This window comes from Dictyobacter alpinus (assembly GCF_003967575.1).
Classification (GTDB): domain Bacteria; phylum Chloroflexota; class Ktedonobacteria; order Ktedonobacterales; family Ktedonobacteraceae; genus Dictyobacter; species Dictyobacter alpinus.
This window is the reverse complement of sequence record NZ_BIFT01000001.1, coordinates 5406816-5424778: the sequence shown is the minus strand read 5'-3', so window position 1 is coordinate 5424778 and position 17963 is coordinate 5406816. Positions and strand designations below refer to the sequence as shown.

Below are 17963 nucleotides of genomic sequence, written 5' to 3'. Positions count from 1 at the left end.
TATCTCATATAAACCGGCTAATTTTTTGCTGCATTCGATTTCATGAATAATATACTACTTGAGCTGTGTAATATCCGGCCAACCATAGCCAACCTGTTGCAGTTTGGTGCCACCAACTTCATACACTCCCGTTTTCACTGGCCTACCCCCGAGAGATTCATAGAAGGAACAAGCTGGATTATCCGCCAGGACCCAGAGGAACATCGATGTCAATCCTTGCTCGCTCAATCGCTCGACTATCTGAAAGAACAGTCTATATCCCAATCCCTGACGCTGATAGGCCGCCAGGATGTAGATGGTAAACAGTTCTCCCTGATACACAGGGTCATCGAACAAGGCCGGACCACCTGATGCAAAGCCAACGCACTGCCCGTTCTCGTCTTCGGCCAGATAAACAAATTCCTGGTGATGCGTACCTCGCAGCGTGACATCCCATTGGCGCTCCCGGCGCTCATACGATAAACCAGCCAATATATCGTCCGGCACAATGCCACGATAGGCGCTACGCCAGACATCGACATGTACACGAGCAATTCCTGCCACATCATCCAGAGTCGCCGCTCTAATCTTCAACATATGCAACTCCCACCTTCTGCTCGATCATATCTTGTAGGGTAGAACGTGACCACTGCCTGACATGCTCGTTATACATCCGCGGGTCGTGTATATGTGGATAGATAGTAACAATCGTGCGAGTCCATACGATCTTTGGTAGCGGCGCTTCATCTGCGCCACGGTAGAAATTCCATGTGCGCTTGCTAGAAGAGGTTGTCTTCTCTGACGTGCGGAGGGATCGAAAATGTTCCTCTTCGGTCATGCCTTCCTTAAGGTTAGTAGCTAGCATAGACCGCGCCCATGCAAGTCCTTCGGCACTATAGCGGTTGTGTTGAATCAAAAAACAGGTTACATGTAGAAAATGGATAGAATGAGGAATGCTATTGAGCGCTTCAAAGTTCAATAGATCTTCGTGGATGGCCTGACAGCTACTTTCCCCCGGAAGGAGGGCGCCACACCACTCGCACTGCGTTGACATACAATTCCCTTTCTACGCTAAAACTTCCATGCCGGGCAATAGGTATGGTATTATGCCATCTCTCTATGCTATCTAGCAATCGCCGGTGGGCCAAACAGGATACGCGCACGAAATTCTTCGAGGGGCCAGCCAAGCCCTTCTTCGACCCACCATGTGGCGCCGGCCTCTTGAAATGGGGCCACAAGATCGATGCCCTTCTGACGATCCAGGGGAGTCTCACCGCTCATGATAACGTCAAAGGGGGCGGACGACTGTGGACGATGGTCCTGGACATAGGCCAGGCAGTTCCGAAAATCATCGAGCGTGATCCACTGCTTCTTCTCCACATTGATCGATTTCAGACTGACGCCATCCCATTGGGCCGCCCGCCGAAAAGGTGCGCGCCTGGGCCATCCTCCAGCCACCCAGAGAGGGATACGCGGCGACTGGAGCGGCCTGGGATACTGGCGCACCTCATGCAACTGGTAATATTCGCCGCGGAATGAAAATGGATCTTCAGTCCATAATCCATGCAGAATTGCCAGCCCCTCCTCTAATTGTCTGGCCCGAACCACTGGATTCTCCTGCTCACCAAAGGCGGTAAATGCTCCGTTGGAGTCGCCCAGTCCTACAGTACAGATGACTCGGCCACCGGAGAGTTGGTCCAGGTTCGCGAGTCTTTGCGCAACCAGATATGGTCGATGACGGGCAAGGGGGGTCGCTAGTAAACCGATCTTGATGCGTGAGGTCTGTAAAGCAATCGCCGTCAGAGCAATCCAGGGATCAATTAACGCAGCATCAGACAAACAATCCCAGATGAAGAACCCATCCCATCCTGCCGCTTCGGCTTCCGCCGCAAGTTGCGCCAGCACACGTGCATCCGCATAAGCCTCTGTCGTCGGAACATCCAGTCCAAATTTCATGGTTCCCTCCAAAATCATAATACAGTATCTTCAAATTTTACCATATATATGATTTTATCCCTGTCCAGGCGCAGCAGGCAGTACATTTGAAGCATATATCGTGATACTGCCTACGCTCCCGGGCCGGCTCCTCTATGGGACACCAGATTATGCGGTCTCCTCATTCAGCATATTCTGGGAGACCCTCCATAAACGGAGAGCGTTTTCTGGATCGATGGCGTATGCTGCTACCCCTCGACGAAAACCGGGCTGAGTCGGACCAGCTAGCTGGCAGTCCTCAAAGTAGCGACCGCTGACACCCTCGACCAGTGGTGAGGCGGCCAGCAAGACCGAGGTTGCCGCGCCTTGCTCAATGCTCTTTATCGAGACACCCCAGAGCACGAGCCGTTTCCACGCCGATCCCGCTTGAGCCACCTGTGACAATCGCTCGTTTTCCCCCTAAATCTATGCCTTCAAGCACTTCCATTGCTGTTGTTGTTGCGCCGAACGGCGTGGTGATTAATCCTACCATCTGCTTCCACCTTTATTCATGATCTTAAATCTTTTACAATGCTTTCATACTCTTGAGCAATACGCGCAGCGTCGTCCAGATCACCACGAGCCCGGGCATCCCAGTAGGCAACTTTCAACGAGAGATAGCGCTGATGGATGCGCAGCCGCGCCATCTGCTTTTCTACTTCTTCGGCGTGTGCCTGAAAAAGGTCTCGCTTTTCGACTGCTGTCTCGTCGCCCTGCTCACGAAGTGTCAGATAGGTACGCATCTCTTCGATGCTCATGCCAACGGCCCGCAAGTTGGCTAGTGACTCAATAATTTGAAGCGTGTCAGCACGATAGCGTCGATGACCACTGCTTGGATCACGCCCAACATCAGGTACCAGCCCGATCTCTTCGTAGTATCTGAGGGTCGGAATGCTCAACCCACTTCTTTGAGCGACTTCGTGAATGGTATAGCTCTCTTGATGCTCAAATATGGATGTCTTCTTCATGTCCCTAGTATAAAATATCTCAAGTACTTGAGGTCAAGAGCTTTTGGTTTTTCTGTAGAATCTTCTTCACATGATGGATCGACTATTAGAAGAGAAGGTACCAGGAAATTCCCAGAGCCATGGATCACCAGCACCGAATAGTTCCATGGTCTGGCGTGTGGCCTGGGCTTAATCTATTTTTGATCCCACCGGGATGGCATGCCGTGAGAAACCGTACGGCACGCCATCTCTATCCCTATGGCTGTGACCATGGATCGGGCAGGGAGCTTGTTCCGAGCAGGCGAAAGATGGCTTTGACGGAGCCAAAGCTGACGATATCTTTGTTCTGGATCATTTCCGGTTGCTGCGGGCTCAATAATCGCTCGTTAACGCGGGTCTTGTTGCGGCTATGCAGGTCTTCAAGATAGAACCGATCGCTCTCGACGCGCATGCGTGCATGCTCACGTGAGACGGTGCCCGAGGTATCAAACTGGGTAAGATCGATGTCTGGCGTGGTCCCACGTTTGGGATCGGCCCGTCCAATAATCACATTGTCCGCACTGATGGCGATCCCCTGTATGACCTGCTCGTCCTGCAGGATATCCAGGAACGCATAGGTCCTGGCGCTCTCTGGCACCAGGGGCTCAAGGCTGAGTGGCTGGCTATGTGGATTTTTGGGGAGCTTGAATCTGGGCCGCAGGATAGTCTGCTCGCCTTCGCTCAACCCCTGGTCTAAATTGAGTCGCGACCGAATAATGGTCTGCTCACCTGCGTTTATTTCCGGCGCTGGATTGAGACTGGCGCTCATGGGTTGGGGGTCGGGAATCGAAGGTTGGAGCAGTGCCTGCAAGCTGGCAGCGTACTCAGAACCATGCTGGGGATGCACGTTGCCAAGTTCTGGCAGGTATGAGAGCACCTTGCCGTTGCGTACGAATAGCCGTCGCCAGCTTGATGGATCCAGTGGCAACAGCGAGTGGCGCTGGCGACGAGCGGCGTCAATAGCGTTGGCGCGTAGACCCTCGTCAAGGCCGCTGGCCTTGCTGATCTGCTCGATGCGCTCCGCGCCAAAGTTGATCGGGACGGCCTGACTATACTCCTTGGCGCTAACATGCAGCCAGGCATGTGTATCTTCACGAATGCTGTCGGCGAGCTTGCGAATAGCATCGGTCGGTGAGGTCCCGGCGTCCCGCGCGCGCCAATATTCCAGCACCCGCGCACTATGTCCAATCATACCAGCCATGGCCCCACCACTGGTCAGAAAGTGTCCATTGCCAAAGGAATCGCCGGCCACCACGCCATTGACCGCGACCAAAGGATCATCTCCGACGCGCTCAACGAGACTGAACAAGGTTGGCCCATAAATCATCTGAACCTTCGTGAGCTCCCGGACCGGAATCTCAAGGATGTGCGAGGCCTGCTCCATATAGTAGTCGTAGATCAGATGTTGGTAGGATGCAAAGAATTCTGGCGAATGCGGATCCGTCCCTTCCGGCAGGAGTCCTGCTGCGATGGGATCAAAGGTTTTGAAGTCTGGCACCTGGACCAGGACCCAGCCTACCTCGGGATCATTTTCGTGGCCCACAGCGATCTGTCGCACCCAGTATTCCTTGCCGTCCTGGTCAAATTCGGAGGAGATGCGTCGGCGTAGACGGCCACCGACCAGTACCTCAACCAGGCCTGCCAGAAAGTCAGCCTGCGCCACCACTGCCCCACGGCCGTCCTCATGATCGACTTTCACGTCCTGCTGCTCAAAACCCAGGCGTTTCGCATCGCTACTACTAAATCCTTGCGCGATCATAAACAGCTCTGGAACACCAAGTTCAATCACTTCACTACCAGGCTCGCGCACACGCACAAACTGGCCCTTGAAATCGAATTCCTGGAGCGCCTCGATCTGAATGCGTTTGCGACCATCCTGGCAGTGGATAAAGCCCTCGCCATCTCCCGGCACGACCCGGTGGTGCGTGAACAACTGGACCCTGGGTGGATGATTATTATCCCGATCCTGCTGCTCGATCAATTCCAGATAGCGACGCAGCAATTTCTGGATCGAGGCCGCTTCAGCCTGGAACGTTGAAGGACCATCAAGGACCTCGACCATCGAGGAACGAATCCTGGTTGGATCCGGGTGGGCCGGCGGTTTAGGCGGCTCCAACAACGTAATCACACGGTTCGGCAGGCCATCGCGCCAGCGATCATCAATAAACTCAACGTCATGGATCGTGCCCACAATATGTTGATCCACATCAAAGCCATCAATAATCTCGTCCGCCACAATATCGCCCGCGCTCGTCTCGGTACTATAAAAGCACTCGGCGAGTCGGAATAGCCGTCCATCGCCCCGACGCGGGATGCGCTCCTCGCCGTAGCGCGCTAGCATCAGCTCATCAATCAAGCCAAGTTGGTGATACAGGTCCTCACGAATATTCCAATGCACACCAAGAAAGGGATCACCACGCATCTCGACGCCTACCGCCTGCCTCCCCATAGCAATCGTCCACAGCATAGACATCATGTTCGTGCCGCCCATTCCCAGTGCTAGAAAGTTTGGAGCAACCACGACTCCATTAACAACACCCATCTTTGTCTCCCACTCTGATTCAGGGTTGCGCTTATCTGTCAGCTACTGATTACATCCACTATGATAAATACGACGCGATGAGATGTTTTTGCGGCATCAATTGAACCCACATGCGATAAAACTCAACCATTTCATAAACCACACACTAGGTCATGCGGCGGTAAAGATCCGCATCTTCTGAAAAGCCTGCATACAATCACGCCAGCAGGTACGCGGCGTAATGCCAACGGCACGCAAGACGCTACGATGATCATAGATAAAGACACAGCACACAAGCATAAAGAGAAAACGCCAACCGGTATAGATCGACCAGCGAGCCAGCGGTGACAGTTGGGAGAAGCTCTGACGCAGGTAGCTACAATGGAAGGTCACATGTCCATGCTCATCTTGCATGATCTGCGCGAAAACGCTGCGCAAAACGGCGTCATTGGTCCCATCGTGGAGCGCCTTATAATAGACCTGAGCAATCACCTCCACCAGCAACAGCACCAGCAGTTCCATGCGCAATCCCATTAAACGCCGTAGCCAGACAAAACACGTATCGCTCCAGTGTTGCTCTAGTAGACTGCCACCCAGACCCTCAATAATCCCAGCCAGCAAGCGGCTATGGAGCTGCTCCTCCTTCACGAAAAGATCGATGGCAGCTATATAATGAGTATCCAGTGTCCTGGCCGCAGCCTGCCGCAAGTGCAGACCATCTCCCTGCTCGCCAACCTGGAAACGCTGTAACGAGCGCACAAGTGGCCCACGCAATGCCGCTTCCACAGAGATTCCTTGCTCCCATGCAATCGGCTGCCGCAATAAAGCATTGCCCTTAAAATAATTCACCCAATCCTGCGCAATAAATTTCGCTTTATATATCGCGTATACATTCATATATCATATACCTCTATATGCTATAGATACAATCAAAGAGGATTTATCTTGTAATAGCTTATCCTGTAAAAAGAGATTTTGAAATGTCTTAAAGACATCTCTCCACCGGTCCAAGGACCGCCTGAATAGCACATGGAACCAGCACAATCTGCTCCACAGTGCGGACAATACAGGTCGCGCAAACAGATGCCTATCAGGGCGTATTCTGACCCGATAAGCATTTATAATGAGAGTGACCTCTATTTTTGCAGAGAGGACAAAAACGATAAGCAGAAGAAATCAGACATAAAGGAGGCACCCATGCCACAGGAACAACTACTACAGAAGTTTGCCGACGCGTACGAGCAGACCATTGCGGCCGCCACTGAAGCTACACAACGCGGCATCACCGGCAAAGCAAATAAGTGGGGACCACGTGAAATCATCGCTCACCTGGCAGGCTGGGAAGTTCTCGCCGCGCAGCGCATCCCCTATATTGCAGCAGGAATGGCCCCTTTTGCTGAAAGCGATGAGCAGCGGCAAAGCATTATGGATAATGCGCTCAATGCGATGATGGTCACCATGATTGGAGATCAATCCTTTGAGCAGGTATGCGGCATCTTGCGCCACGCCTATCAGGATACGATCGCCATGCTTAGAAAATTAGACGAGAAATCCTTTCAACCGGGCACCTACGCCTATGAACGTACGGTAGATGTCCTCGACCATTGCAAGGAGCACATCGATCAAATCTCCGCACTGCACCATTCCTGATGTACTCAGGCAAAGCGGCTCGCAATACTGAATGACCTTGGCCCTATGCGCGGGTAATGGTCATTCAGTATTGCGAGCTCAAACTTGACAGGTCTCTTTTTTTACCTTACTATATCCATAGTGAATATATTCATTGTAATTATATTCACTATGGATATTTATTTACTGGGCAGAAACACAAAAAAAAGGAGTCCTTTTGATGAAGCATGCTGCGGACGATCCGGAGGCGCTGCTGCCACTGTCACCTGCAATCTTTCATATTCTGCTGGCACTGGCGGCCGGTGAGCGCCATGGATATGGCATTATGCAGGAGACGGCGCTCAGGAGCGAGGGCAAGATCAATCTTGGGCCGGGAACACTCTATCGTTCAATCAAGCGTTTGCTGGCCGATGGGCTAATAGAGGAATCTGATGAGCGGCCAGCCCCTGAATTGGATGATGAGCGCCGCCATTATTATCGCCTGACTCCATTTGGATTGCGCGTCGCCCGGGCGGAGGCACAGCGGCTAGCGGATCTTGTTCGCGTTGCTCAGTCACAGCGATTGTTGCCCAGTCCAGGCGTGGTCGGCCTCGAAGGGGGTGCATGATGAATACCTCATCTGCAAGGAAGCGGGCGCTGGCGTTCTCCACCTGGCTCTATGGCCTCTTTCTCTATGCCTATCCAGCCACGTTTCGACGAGACTATGGCGCGCGTATGGTCCGCGTCTTTCGCGATAGTTGTTCTGAGACGCTACAGCAGCATGGCATGGCATCTCTCGGCCCGCTCTGGTTACACACGATCATGGACCTGCTACTCACGGCCAGCCTGGAACGCTGGTCCACTTTGAAGGAGAAGACACACGCTATGACGACACTTCCCACCACCCAACATGTCCCGCCGCGCCTCTGGATAGCGCTGGCCGCGACGCTGCTGGCCTTTATGGTTTCGCTGGTTGCCAGTCTGAATCTGTATCTGATTGAGGATTCAAGTCCGCTAACCCGGGCCGCATATACCGCGTCGCCCCTACTCCGCTTCAGTTACGCGGGCATCTACCTCTCGGCGCTGGTCGCCGGAGTTGCCATCTGTGCCATCGCAGGTTATGTACTGATACAACGCGTTGCTATTGTCAGAACTGGACTTGTAATCATAGCGCTCGTGGTCATGCTTGGAGGCTTCGGCGGACTGCTCGTGCGCCATCCACAAACCTTTCTGATCTACGGCGCCATCTTTACTGCCCTGCTACTCCTCAACATCCTGCTGGAACAAACTATAACCAGACATACAACTCACCCGCTGGGACCACGACCCGCCAGGATCCTGGGTGCCTGTGTGAGTGCGGGGAGCATCCTCCTGATCAATGTCATCCTACTGGTCCTGCACACCCTCCTTCTCAATCCAGTCAGCCATGCACTCTATATGCAAGGACAGATAGGTGCAACCCATTTCAATTTCACCCTTATCTCGATGGTCCTCGCGTTCCTGACCATAGTTATTTGTACTATAAGTCTCGGTAGTGCGTTCCGCCTATCATCACTGCGATCCTGAAAGTCTCAGATGAGGAGCGGAACAAAGCATGTCGATTTTTGATGCACTGCTAATCCTTACTGTATTGGGAAGCATAGTCGCCATATTTACCAGCGGCTATTTTCTCTTGCGTCGCCGCTGGCAACGTGCCAGACGGATCCTGCTAGTGTTGGCGATTTCCCTGGTCCTGTATACGTTGGTACTGCTGAGCGTTGCTCTACTCAGTCCCCAACGTATACTCGCTATGCACCAGAATCGCTGCTTTGACGATTGGTGCATCTCGGTGGAAAGAAGCATAAAACAACCATCCATTGGCACAACCACTACCGCACACGGAACATTTTATCTGGTAACCGTACGTGTTTCAAGCCAGGCCAGAGGCATCACCCAACGCGCAACGGATGCTCAGGTCTATCTCCTGGATGCCGGCGGTCAACGCTATGATCCTGATAGCAACGGCCAGCAAGCCCTCGACGCAACTAGACAAAGCGGACCACCCTTAGACACCAGACTCGCCCCTAGTGGCTCGTTTACCCATATCGTCGTCTTCGATCTGCCCAAAAGTGCCTCTGCGCTATCCCTGGTCGTTACCCATGGCCTCTTCCCAGAAATCCTGATCATCGGCAGCGAACAAAGTTTCCTGCACAAACCAACCATCTTCCAGTTACAATCCTAACAGGGCAAAATCAAGGACCTCTTTTGTCAAGAAAGAGGTCCTTGATTTTGCCCTGTTAAATGTTAAGCGTCGTTTGTTTAATGTGTCGGTGACTGGAGCATGACCAGGGCGTGCTTGTCGGGCGTGTTGACGTTAAAGATTGAGCCGAAGGGCATTTGTATGATTGGCGTTGTGCCTGCCCCTCTGGCAGTAAGCGCTGTATGCAGTTCGCCAATGTTCTTGGTATCAAAGTACAACTCTACCGTGCCGGCGGGCGGCGTGTTCTCATCCACCAGGTTCAAACCAAAGCCAATGCGCTCTTCGTTGCCCTTCAAATAACGAAAATTGGGACCACTCTGTTCTGCAGTGGGCTTGAAGCCAAGCGTTTCCGTAAAGTACGTAAACGACTCCTCAAGGTCGGAGACGTAAAAAACAATAAAGTCGAGAACTGGCATAGTAGACATAATATATTGCTCCTTGCGCTTTTGCTATGATAGCACTCTCTACAAATTCGAGCTCTATCTGCTTTGTTTATCTTCACTACCAGTAGTGTACTTCATCGTTGTGACACCGTTATGGCAACAGCGTTTCCATTTTGCCAGCCTGCAATTATTTTGCTTTATTAACTATTTAAGGAGCATCTCGATAACTTGATATACTGCTAGAGCATGCATTGGCAGGCGCTCAAGATGGATGGGGAATATATACGACACGAGAAATGTTTATATAAGTGTAAAACAAAATGGGAAAATAAAAATGACAAAGTCGGAGTATTTTTGTGCTCTTCAACAGGCTTGTCTCTCCCTTATACAAACAGGAGGACCAGACTTTTGACCAATATCCAACATATCACTGATACGACAAAACTCAATAATGGCGTCAATATGCCGTGGCTTGGCTTTGGTGTTTTTCAGACAAAGGAGGGTGACGAGGTCATCAATGCTGTCCGAGATGCGCTTGAGACTGGCTATCGCTCGATCGATACGGCCGCCGCATATGGCAATGAGACGGGCGTAGGTACGGCCATTAAGCAGAGTGGCGTGTCACGCAATGAGCTGTTTATCACGACAAAATTATGGAACGCTAATCAGGGCTATGATTCCACGCTGCGTGCCTTCGATGAGAGTCGTAAAAAACTTGGCATCGATGTCGTTGACCTGTATTTGATCCACTGGCCGGTGAAGGGTAAATATAAAGATACCTGGAAGGCTATGGAGAAATTGTATCGCGACGGCAGCATCCGTGCGATCGGCGTCAGTAATTTCCAGGTTCATCATCTTAATGACCTGTTTGAGAGCAGCGAAGTAGTGCCAGCTGTGAACCAGATCGAGCTGCATCCGTTGCTCAGCCAGACTGAGCTGCGCACTTTCTGCCAGCAAAAAGGTATTCAGGTAGAGGCATGGAGCCCACTTATCCAGGGTAATCATGATCTCCCACTGCTGAAAGAGCTTGCAGACACCTATCATAAAACACCGGCACAGATCATTCTGCGCTGGGATCTCCAGCATGGTATTGTGACGATTCCAAAATCGATCCATACCGAGCGTATCCGCGAAAATGCTGATGTGTTTGATTTCACGCTTTCCGATGCAGATATGCAGCGTCTGGATGGCTTGAATCGCAATGAGCGCACCGGTGCCGATCCAGATAACTTTAACTTCTAAGCTGGATCAATCAAGCTAAAAGCGCTCCCCCGAATATGTTTCGGGGGAGCGCTTTTTTTGTGTGCTAGAGATGCTCAGACTGGTCGAGGACGCTCTGTAATTCTGGTGGCAGAGGTGCTTCAAGCTCGATCGTTGCGCCTGTGGTAGGATGCAGGAAGCGCAGTTGATAGGCGTGCAGGAACTGGCGCTTCAGGTTGATGCCGTAGCGCAAACGGTTCGTGCCATACGTTGGATCGCCGACCACGGGATGTCCGATGGCCTTGAGGTGGACGCGGATCTGGTGCGTGCGCCCGGTCTCCAGTTGCAACAGGACCAGGGTGTGGTGTTGGAAGCGCTCTTCGACTTTAAAGTGGGTGATGGCATCCTTACTGTCGACCGAGGTGATGGTCATCTGCTGACGATTGCGGGGATCACGGCCAATAGGAGCATCGATACTCCCACGCTCCAGGGCGATCACACCTTCTACCAGGGCCAGATAACGCTTCTCGATCTGGTGGGCCTTCATCTGCTCGATTAAAGCAGCCTGGGTACGCAGATTTTTCGCCACGATCAGCAGGCCTGAGGTGTCGCGGTCCAGTCGATGCACGATGCCTGGACGCAGATCCGCTTCTTTGGTGCGTAATTCAGGATAGCGTGCCAGCAGGGCATTGACCAGGGTGTCATCATAGTGTCCTGGCGCGGGATGCACAACCATGCCCGCGACTTTATTCAGGACCAGGAAGTCGACATCTTCATAGACAATATTCAGCGGCATGGCCTGGGGCACCACGTTTTTGACCGCCGAGGAGGGGACAAAGTTTAAGATACGCACGCTGTCGTTGAGCCGCAGGGCATAGCCTGCCTTGGTGCTGACTTTTTCATTAATGAGGATCGAGCCATCGGCGATCAATTGCTGGATCGCGCTGCGCGACAACTCGCTGACCTGTGCGGCCAGGAAACGGTCCAGCCGTGTGCCTACCTGCTCGTCGCTAATCGTCCATTGTGTTTGTACTGTTGAGGGTGATGTGTCGTTATTCATTATTCTCCGATGTGCTATGTTTTACCGCAGAAGTCTCTTTGGATGCTTCTTGCTCTGCCAGTGGCTCAGCGACCGCGGGCGCTGGTTCGGCTTCTTTATCGCGCTTCACGCCCCCAAAGAGGACCATGATGAAGAGCAGGAGGACGCCAACCGAGATACAGGCGTCGGCGACATTAAAAATTGCGAAGTAATAGTTGATCTCAGGAATGCGGAAGGAGACAAAATCCACGACGTAGCCGCTATGCACGATACGGTCAATCAGGTTGCCGACGGCGCCTCCCAGGATCAGGCCAAAGACGATCTTGTAGGCCAGGGGACCGGTATTAAGCATTCTTACGTAGATAACACCTACCACCACAATAGCCGCGGCAATCAGTACCGCCAGCAAGATCGAGCCATTTCCACCGGACAACATACCAAAGGCGGCACCAGAGTTATGAATATACTCAAATACCAGATTGTGTCCAAAGACAGGAAACGGCATCTGGCTGCCGACCGTCATGTTCCGGACAACCAGAGATTTGGTCCATTGGTCCAGCACAATGGCGATGATGGCCGTACATAATGTCAATAGATCATATAGGCGCGCACGTTTAAGAGGCACGATTCCTTTTTCCTTCTTTCCTTGACAGCTATTTCGTCGATTGGGCATGCCTATTGTACCACACGCCACCAATCGACTCTAGCATATCTGCCTGGACGCACCAGAACCTTAAACACTCGTGGCGCTAATTTTGCCAAGGATACAGATCTGCTGAGGTTCGGGAATATGGCGCAGGTGGTGTTTGGTCAGGATACGGTTCGCCAGGGCGGCGATGCGCTCGTCATCTTCAACGTCAATCAGGGTTATAGGTACCTCGATAGGTCCCAGTCGTAGATTCACCCTGAACGTGCCAGAAGGTGGGACCGTATGTTTGGCCGCCAGGAAAAAGATATGGATAATGGAACCGGCGGCACACAGAAGAAAATTCAGCCGCTCAAAGAGGTCTGGTTGCCTGTTCTCAAATTCATCGCACTGCTCAATATCGGCCGCCACCTGATAACGACGATTATTGCCACCCAGTTTACCAGTATAGACAGAGACAAATGCGTAGCCATATTGTTGCAGTAAATGTCGAAAATTATCGCCAAAGGCATAAATGATCGACACATCAACAGGTACTTCGTCCTCGGGCGCGATCTCAACCCGAAGCACCATCCGACTCCCCGATTGTCTATCCATGCAAGCTCCCCCCACGCTTTTTACTGTATATGCACGCTACTACAAAGAAATATATTCCATAATGCACTATCTCTGTGGTATGACGAATGAAAGAATATACATCTCAAAAAGCTCAGCCTCAATCATCTAGCCTATCAACATTTGCTGCGGCCCCCATACACATCCGGCACAAAAACCTATTACTACACTATTACTCATAAACGAGTAAAAATGTCTCACCATCAATGGAGAGACAGGCCGCTTCTGTCATGATAAGCGAGATGCATATGCTATTATTCATTCGAGAGGTAATTTCTCTATCAATTATTTTCTGTAGCAAAGAATCAATGTAGGATTGAAACGCAAAAGAAAGATGAGAATTATGACTCGTTTACATGTTGGCTTTATTGGTACCGGTAGACGCAAAGAGCGCCGCGATCAATTCGGCTTTGCCATGGCCTATGAGCATGCCGCGGGCTACCTGGCTCTGCCAGAGCAGTGTGAGTTGGTAGCCTGCGCCGATCTTGTTCAGGATTATGCGGCGGCCTTCGCAACCACCAATGGCATCCCGGATAGCGGCATCTACACGGACTACAAGAAGATGCTGGCTGAATGCAGTCTGGATATTGTGAGTATCTGTACCTGGCCTCACCTGCATGCGCCGATGGTGCTGGATTGCGCGCTGGCCGGGGTGCGGGCCATCCATTGTGAGAAGCCGATGAGCGATAACTGGGGCATGGCGCGCCTGATGGAACAGGAGTGTTCACGCCACGGTGTACGCCTGACCTTTAATCATCAGCGCCGCTTTGGTCTGCCGTTCCGCCGGGCCAATGAGATAGTGCAGGCCGGTACGATTGGCGAACTCCAGCGCATCGAGATATCCTGTGGCAACATCTATGACTGGGGCACCCACTACCTGGATATGGCGGGCCTGTACAGCGGCGAACAGTCCGCTGAATGGGTGCTGGGCCAGATCGATTATCGGACGGAATCGCTCGTCTTTGGGGCCCACGTCGAGAATCAAGCCATCGGCACCTGGCGCTACCGCAACGGCGTCTTCGGCCTGATCTGTACAGGTCCAGGTTCAGGACTGATCGGGGCCGATATTCGTCTGCTTGGCAGCAACGGCACCATCGAGATCGGCAACTGGGAATCCCACCAGCACCTGCGGGTCTCAACCCTGACCAGCACTAACTGGAACTACATCGATACGGGCGAGGACAACCTGCATGGACCCAACTATGTCGAGCGGGCCATCGCCGATATCGTCGATGCCGTGGTGAACGACCGCGTCTCGGAACTTAATGCGCGCAACGCCCTCAACGCCACCGAAATCATCTTCGGCATCTACGAAAGTAGCCGCCGCCATGGCCGCGTCGATTGTCCACTCGTCATCAACGACCATCCCCTCGTCGCCATGATCGAAGCCGGAACTATCCAACTCTCCTGATCCCATCGCTGGCCTCCATTCCTCTATAAAATTGGATGGAGGCTTCTTTTTTACATCATAACCAATTTTGTTGAGCCTGGAGATCCCCAACCTCGCCGCCTATTCCACAATCTCGGAGTCAAACTGGCGCATAATCGTGTTATGCTCTTGACGAGGAGCTTTATGCAATGCAGCGATCAATTCACGTAGACGTGGAGTCATGATGATAAGGTACCTTGTCGGACCTGACGCCTCATAATACGCGTGTGCAACGCCAGCAGGCGCAAATACGGTCGTCCCTGCCGGGGCCTCAACAGTATTGTCCTGAAACCGAAAAGTCAATATCCCTTCCAGGACATGCCAGGCCTCGTCATCGGAGTAATGGACGTGCAGGTAATCTGGACCGCTCCCACTCCACTCTTGAACATCAAAGGACTGACCCGTCGCCATAATAGGTTGCTGGCCTTCTCCTCGTGCTTGCTTCCCCGGAACGATGATGGGTTGGTTCATGCCGCAGTTTTCTCCTCTCTTGTACTTACTCTGCCAATTCAAGCAATAACAAACTCATCATATCATAAAAAATTTACTGCTCGATTCGCTTTTCTCTCAGTTTACTCAGTAGGATCAACAGCTAAGAGGTCCTGCGAAGCGTTCGCATAGATCTACTCAAAGTCCAGCTGAAAGGCGCCATCAATTCCTACCCACGCGTCTTTGAGCGCGTGCGCCTGCCATGCCGTACATCTACTTGACGACCTCGTAGCACCAACCATGATTGGTGGATTTTAGGAATGAAGATGTCCAGTTTCACCACTATACTGTCTGTATAGCTCACACTTGAGAACAACATAGGATCACAAGGAGGAAACACACCCATGGCATTATCAATACAGGTTGTTATCGATTGCGCCGATCCAGACAAGGTGGCCCACTTCTGGGCGGATGCACTACATTACAAGATCCAGGATCCCCCCACAGGATACGACTCATGGGAAGCTTTCTTACAGGCTCATCATGTCCCTGAAGATCAATGGACGAGAGCTTCAGCGATTGTGGATCCAGCAGGAAAGGGACCACGCATCTTCTTCCAACGCGTCCCTGAAGCCAAGACGGTCAAGAATCGCGTCCATCTGGATATTAACGCCAGCCAGCTGGCCACAGATCCGGCTGCATCACAGGCAGAGCGCCAGCAACGCATTATCACCGAAGCTGGACGCCTGACAGAACTCGGGGCCCGCGAGCTCTACCGCATGGAAGAATTCGGCAACCTCTGCATCACCATGGCCGATCCCGAAAACAACGAATTCTGCGTCCAGTAAAAGTATCCTCAATGAGAGGGGACCAGTAAGCACCGGGCCTGCAGGTCTCCTCTCGGCCATCCAGAAAAAATCTATGCCACAAAAAAGATATCCACATAGCGCCTTTTTTTTCAACAACATATCCACAAAAGCAAGCTGACATTTGTGGATAAAGGACTTGGCTCTCCAACCGTAAAACAGTACACTTAAAGCAGACACCAGGACAGAAACTAAGAGGAGAGAGCAATGTCAGAAATGCCACGCAGCGTCCTACGCTACCGCCCAATCAGCAATGAACTCCAGGCAGATTCGTTTACGCTTGCAGAATGGAAAAACACCCGAGAATATACCGACGATAGGCCAACAACACAGACATTCAGCCTCCCCTGGCAATGGTCTTTTTGTCTGGGAATGCTCATCACCTTACTCATTCTCCTCATAGGCCAGATCATCAGGTTGCCTACTATCTAATAGAGTCTACATCATTTTTGCGGTGAGAGAAGGCGATTCGGGCAAGCAATGAAGCTTGAATCTCGATCAACTTACAGCAGGTGATTCGACAAACCAATCCAGTTCAGCCACCCAATCTTCGTGTCCTGTCTGTATATCGATGGCATGGAGAGTGCCCACATGACCTCGGCCGTATTCATTAAAACCAACGTATAGCTCATCACCCAGCAACTGCATATGTGTCGCCCCGCCACTCTTCAAGGCACGCAATTTCCGCTGCCAGAGCAGTTTATGGCTCGGAATTTCAAACGCAGAGAGATCACCAGAGGTGGCAGCCACATACAATGTATGCTCAGAAAACAGCAGAGAGACACCACGCATATTCGGATAATGCCAGAGAGGTCTACCATTCTTTATATCGATACCAACCAGCTTGTCACGCTGACTGGTGTAGAGCAAGTTATTAATAACAAGCAACTGGGCACCAGAATCAAGTATCGGCGTATTCCGCCAGATAAGTTGTCCGCTCTGCGCATCAATAGCGGTGAGACAACAGCCATCGTCCCCAATCCCTGCATACACAACACCATTATGGACAATAGGCGCGTTATAAACACGTCCATTGGTCTGGTAGGTCCAGCGTGGCTGCCCCGTAGCAGTGTCAAGGGCATACACAGCATTCCCATATGAGCCAGCATACAGTGTACTATTTTCGATCACGATGGGAGAAGCTACCACGTTCATCGTCGCATATTTCCAGCGCTTACTACCATCGCGTGTATCGAGAGCATCGATGTTAGTTTGACCTGGCACATACAGGGCATCGCCTACAACGAGAGGTACGCCGCCAAAAGAAAATAACTCGCGCCGCCAGATCAGTGCGCCTGTGTCGGCGCTAAACGCATAAGCCATCCCTGACTCTGTCGACACGAAAACACGTGTATCCCGAACAGCCAGGCCCCTCACCCCATCCAAAGATGGAGGAACACTGATCAAGCTACCAGGCGGCAAATCCCCAACTTTATATACAAGCCGCTTACTGATATGCAGACACCATTGTAATGCTCCATCGCCTGCATTCAACGCATAGAGATGAACACCACTAGCAAAATAAATACTATGCTCCCCCGCCTTGGTAACGGCCCGACGCAAAGTAATGCGTGGATAAAACTGCTCCTCAGCAGGCTCAATGATCTCATTCATCGTCATAAATTCTTCAATTCTGATGCGCAAACATAACTTGTTGTGTATAAGCCATAATTTTGCCCTCAGCAGGATCAACAGCTAAGAGGTGCTGCAAAGCGTTCGCCTGCATCTGCTCAAAATCCAGAGTAAATGCGTCATTATTTCCTAAGAATGTATCTTTGAGCGCGTGTGCCTTCCTGCCCAGGGGTTGCATCCGCAAATCGGCTGGCTCACTACCTTGCTCAAATGCAATCCGCAAACTGGCCTCAACAGCTTTCCACTCAGCTAAAAGTTCCATCATACGCTCCGGACCAAGCTGACGCTGACGCTCACTCAGATAACGAGCTTGCTCGTGCGTGAAATATTGCTCAGGATTGTACGACTTCGCTGGATCAGGCATATTTCCTCCTCATAACTAAATAATTGGATCAATCAAAATAATATACGCCTTTA

At 51.7% G+C, this 17963-nt stretch carries 21 protein-coding genes and 2 pseudogenes; 8 read left to right on the top strand and 15 right to left on the bottom strand.

What is annotated here, in order from left to right; translation table 11 throughout:
* Window positions 1–54: 54 nt before the first annotated feature.
* The 8 genes and pseudogenes from EL633_RS21460 to EL633_RS21425 all read right to left on the bottom strand — a co-directional run bounded on the left by EL633_RS21460 (window position 55) and on the right by EL633_RS21425 (window position 6357).
* Entirely contained in the window at window positions 55–576 is a 522-nt protein-coding gene (locus EL633_RS21460; protein WP_218027533.1) for a GNAT family N-acetyltransferase, read from the bottom strand.
* Window positions 563–1033: a DUF5946 family protein gene (locus tag EL633_RS21455; protein ID WP_126629159.1), complete on the bottom strand. Its 471-nt coding sequence runs from the start codon at window positions 1031–1033 to the stop codon at window positions 563–565. Before EL633_RS21455 ends, EL633_RS21460 begins: the two co-directional genes overlap by 14 nt.
* Before the next feature lie 68 nt (window positions 1034–1101).
* Window positions 1102–1935: an LLM class flavin-dependent oxidoreductase gene (locus EL633_RS21450; protein WP_161982309.1), complete on the bottom strand. Its 834-nt coding sequence runs from the start codon at window positions 1933–1935 to the stop codon at window positions 1102–1104.
* Window positions 1936–2082: 147 nt separating this feature from the next.
* Window positions 2083–2307, bottom strand: a pseudogene (locus EL633_RS21445) (SDR family NAD(P)-dependent oxidoreductase); the annotation flags it as partial.
* Between the two features lies 1 nt (window position 2308).
* Window positions 2309–2446: pseudogene (locus EL633_RS38200) on the bottom strand (SDR family NAD(P)-dependent oxidoreductase); the annotation flags it as partial.
* Between the two features lie 16 nt (window positions 2447–2462).
* Window positions 2463–2921 (bottom strand): MerR family transcriptional regulator, encoded by a 459-nt coding sequence (locus tag EL633_RS21435; RefSeq protein WP_126629157.1) that lies wholly within the window; start codon window positions 2919–2921, stop codon window positions 2463–2465.
* Window positions 2922–3156: 235 nt separating this feature from the next.
* Entirely contained in the window at window positions 3157–5481 is a 2325-nt protein-coding gene (locus EL633_RS21430; protein ID WP_126629156.1) for an FHA domain-containing protein, read from the bottom strand.
* A 150-nt stretch (window positions 5482–5631) separates the two neighbouring features.
* Window positions 5632–6357 carry a hypothetical protein gene (locus tag EL633_RS21425; protein WP_126629155.1) on the bottom strand — a complete coding sequence of 242 codons (726 nt, stop codon included), beginning with the start codon at window positions 6355–6357 and terminating at the stop codon, window positions 5632–5634.
* A 300-nt stretch (window positions 6358–6657) separates the two neighbouring features.
* On the opposite strand from EL633_RS21425, the gene EL633_RS21420 reads away from it, so the two are divergent.
* The 4 genes from EL633_RS21420 (at window position 6658) to EL633_RS21405 (ending at window position 9289) form a co-directional block, all read left to right on the top strand.
* On the top strand, window positions 6658–7110 hold the full coding sequence (locus tag EL633_RS21420) for a hypothetical protein (protein ID WP_161982308.1): 453 nt from the start codon (window positions 6658–6660) through the stop codon (window positions 7108–7110).
* Between the two features lie 199 nt (window positions 7111–7309).
* The gene (locus EL633_RS21415) at window positions 7310–7696 is read left to right on the top strand and encodes a PadR family transcriptional regulator (RefSeq protein WP_126629153.1); all 387 of its coding nucleotides are present in this window, start codon (window positions 7310–7312) and stop codon (window positions 7694–7696) included.
* Window positions 7693–8634 (top strand): hypothetical protein, encoded by a 942-nt coding sequence (locus EL633_RS21410; protein ID WP_126629152.1) that lies wholly within the window; start codon window positions 7693–7695, stop codon window positions 8632–8634. Before EL633_RS21415 ends, EL633_RS21410 begins: the two co-directional genes overlap by 4 nt.
* Window positions 8635–8662: 28 nt before the next feature.
* The gene (locus tag EL633_RS21405) at window positions 8663–9289 is read left to right on the top strand and encodes a DUF4352 domain-containing protein (RefSeq protein WP_126629151.1); all 627 of its coding nucleotides are present in this window, start codon (window positions 8663–8665) and stop codon (window positions 9287–9289) included.
* Window positions 9290–9366: 77 nt separating this feature from the next.
* On the opposite strand, the gene EL633_RS21400 is transcribed toward EL633_RS21405, so the two are convergent.
* Window positions 9367–9732 carry a VOC family protein gene (locus EL633_RS21400; RefSeq protein WP_126629150.1) on the bottom strand — a complete coding sequence of 122 codons (366 nt, stop codon included), beginning with the start codon at window positions 9730–9732 and terminating at the stop codon, window positions 9367–9369.
* A gap of 366 nt (window positions 9733–10098) precedes the next feature.
* Between EL633_RS21400 and EL633_RS21395 the strand changes: the two genes are divergently transcribed.
* A complete protein-coding gene (locus EL633_RS21395) occupies window positions 10099–10932 on the top strand; it encodes an aldo/keto reductase (RefSeq protein ID WP_126629149.1) in 834 nt (277 codons plus the stop codon).
* A 64-nt stretch (window positions 10933–10996) separates the two neighbouring features.
* Here the strand turns inward: EL633_RS21395 and EL633_RS21390 are convergent, their stop codons facing one another.
* The 3 genes from EL633_RS21390 to EL633_RS21380 all read right to left on the bottom strand — a co-directional run bounded on the left by EL633_RS21390 (window position 10997) and on the right by EL633_RS21380 (window position 13172).
* Entirely contained in the window at window positions 10997–11950 is a 954-nt protein-coding gene (locus tag EL633_RS21390; protein ID WP_126629148.1) for an RluA family pseudouridine synthase, read from the bottom strand.
* Window positions 11943–12554, bottom strand: coding sequence for a signal peptidase II (gene lspA, locus EL633_RS21385; RefSeq protein ID WP_161982307.1), 612 nt, complete (start codon window positions 12552–12554; stop codon window positions 11943–11945). The genes EL633_RS21390 and lspA overlap by 8 nt, the downstream gene beginning before the upstream one ends.
* Before the next feature lie 108 nt (window positions 12555–12662).
* Complete coding sequence (locus EL633_RS21380; RefSeq protein WP_126629146.1) at window positions 12663–13172, bottom strand: hypothetical protein; 510 nt, start codon at window positions 13170–13172, stop codon at window positions 12663–12665.
* Window positions 13173–13533: 361 nt separating this feature from the next.
* Between EL633_RS21380 and EL633_RS21375 the strand changes: the two genes are divergently transcribed.
* Window positions 13534–14601, top strand: a complete 1068-nt coding sequence (locus EL633_RS21375; RefSeq protein WP_126629145.1) for a Gfo/Idh/MocA family protein — start codon at window positions 13534–13536, stop codon at window positions 14599–14601.
* A 99-nt stretch (window positions 14602–14700) separates the two neighbouring features.
* Here EL633_RS21375 and EL633_RS21370 read toward each other — a convergent pair whose 3' ends face one another.
* On the bottom strand, window positions 14701–15090 hold the full coding sequence (locus EL633_RS21370; RefSeq protein WP_126629144.1) for a cupin domain-containing protein: 390 nt from the start codon (window positions 15088–15090) through the stop codon (window positions 14701–14703).
* A gap of 362 nt (window positions 15091–15452) precedes the next feature.
* Between EL633_RS21370 and EL633_RS21365 the strand changes: the two genes are divergently transcribed.
* Window positions 15453–15896, top strand: a complete 444-nt coding sequence (locus tag EL633_RS21365; protein WP_126629143.1) for a VOC family protein — start codon at window positions 15453–15455, stop codon at window positions 15894–15896.
* 225 nt (window positions 15897–16121) lie between these two features.
* Window positions 16122–16346, top strand: coding sequence for a hypothetical protein (locus tag EL633_RS21360; RefSeq protein ID WP_126629142.1), 225 nt, complete (start codon window positions 16122–16124; stop codon window positions 16344–16346).
* A gap of 66 nt (window positions 16347–16412) precedes the next feature.
* On the opposite strand, the gene EL633_RS21355 is transcribed toward EL633_RS21360, so the two are convergent.
* Window positions 16413–17528 (bottom strand): outer membrane protein assembly factor BamB family protein, encoded by a 1116-nt coding sequence (locus tag EL633_RS21355; protein WP_161982306.1) that lies wholly within the window; start codon window positions 17526–17528, stop codon window positions 16413–16415.
* 13 nt (window positions 17529–17541) lie between these two features.
* Complete coding sequence (locus EL633_RS21350; protein ID WP_126629140.1) at window positions 17542–17910, bottom strand: hypothetical protein; 369 nt, start codon at window positions 17908–17910, stop codon at window positions 17542–17544.
* Between the last annotated feature and the right edge of the window lie 53 nt (window positions 17911–17963).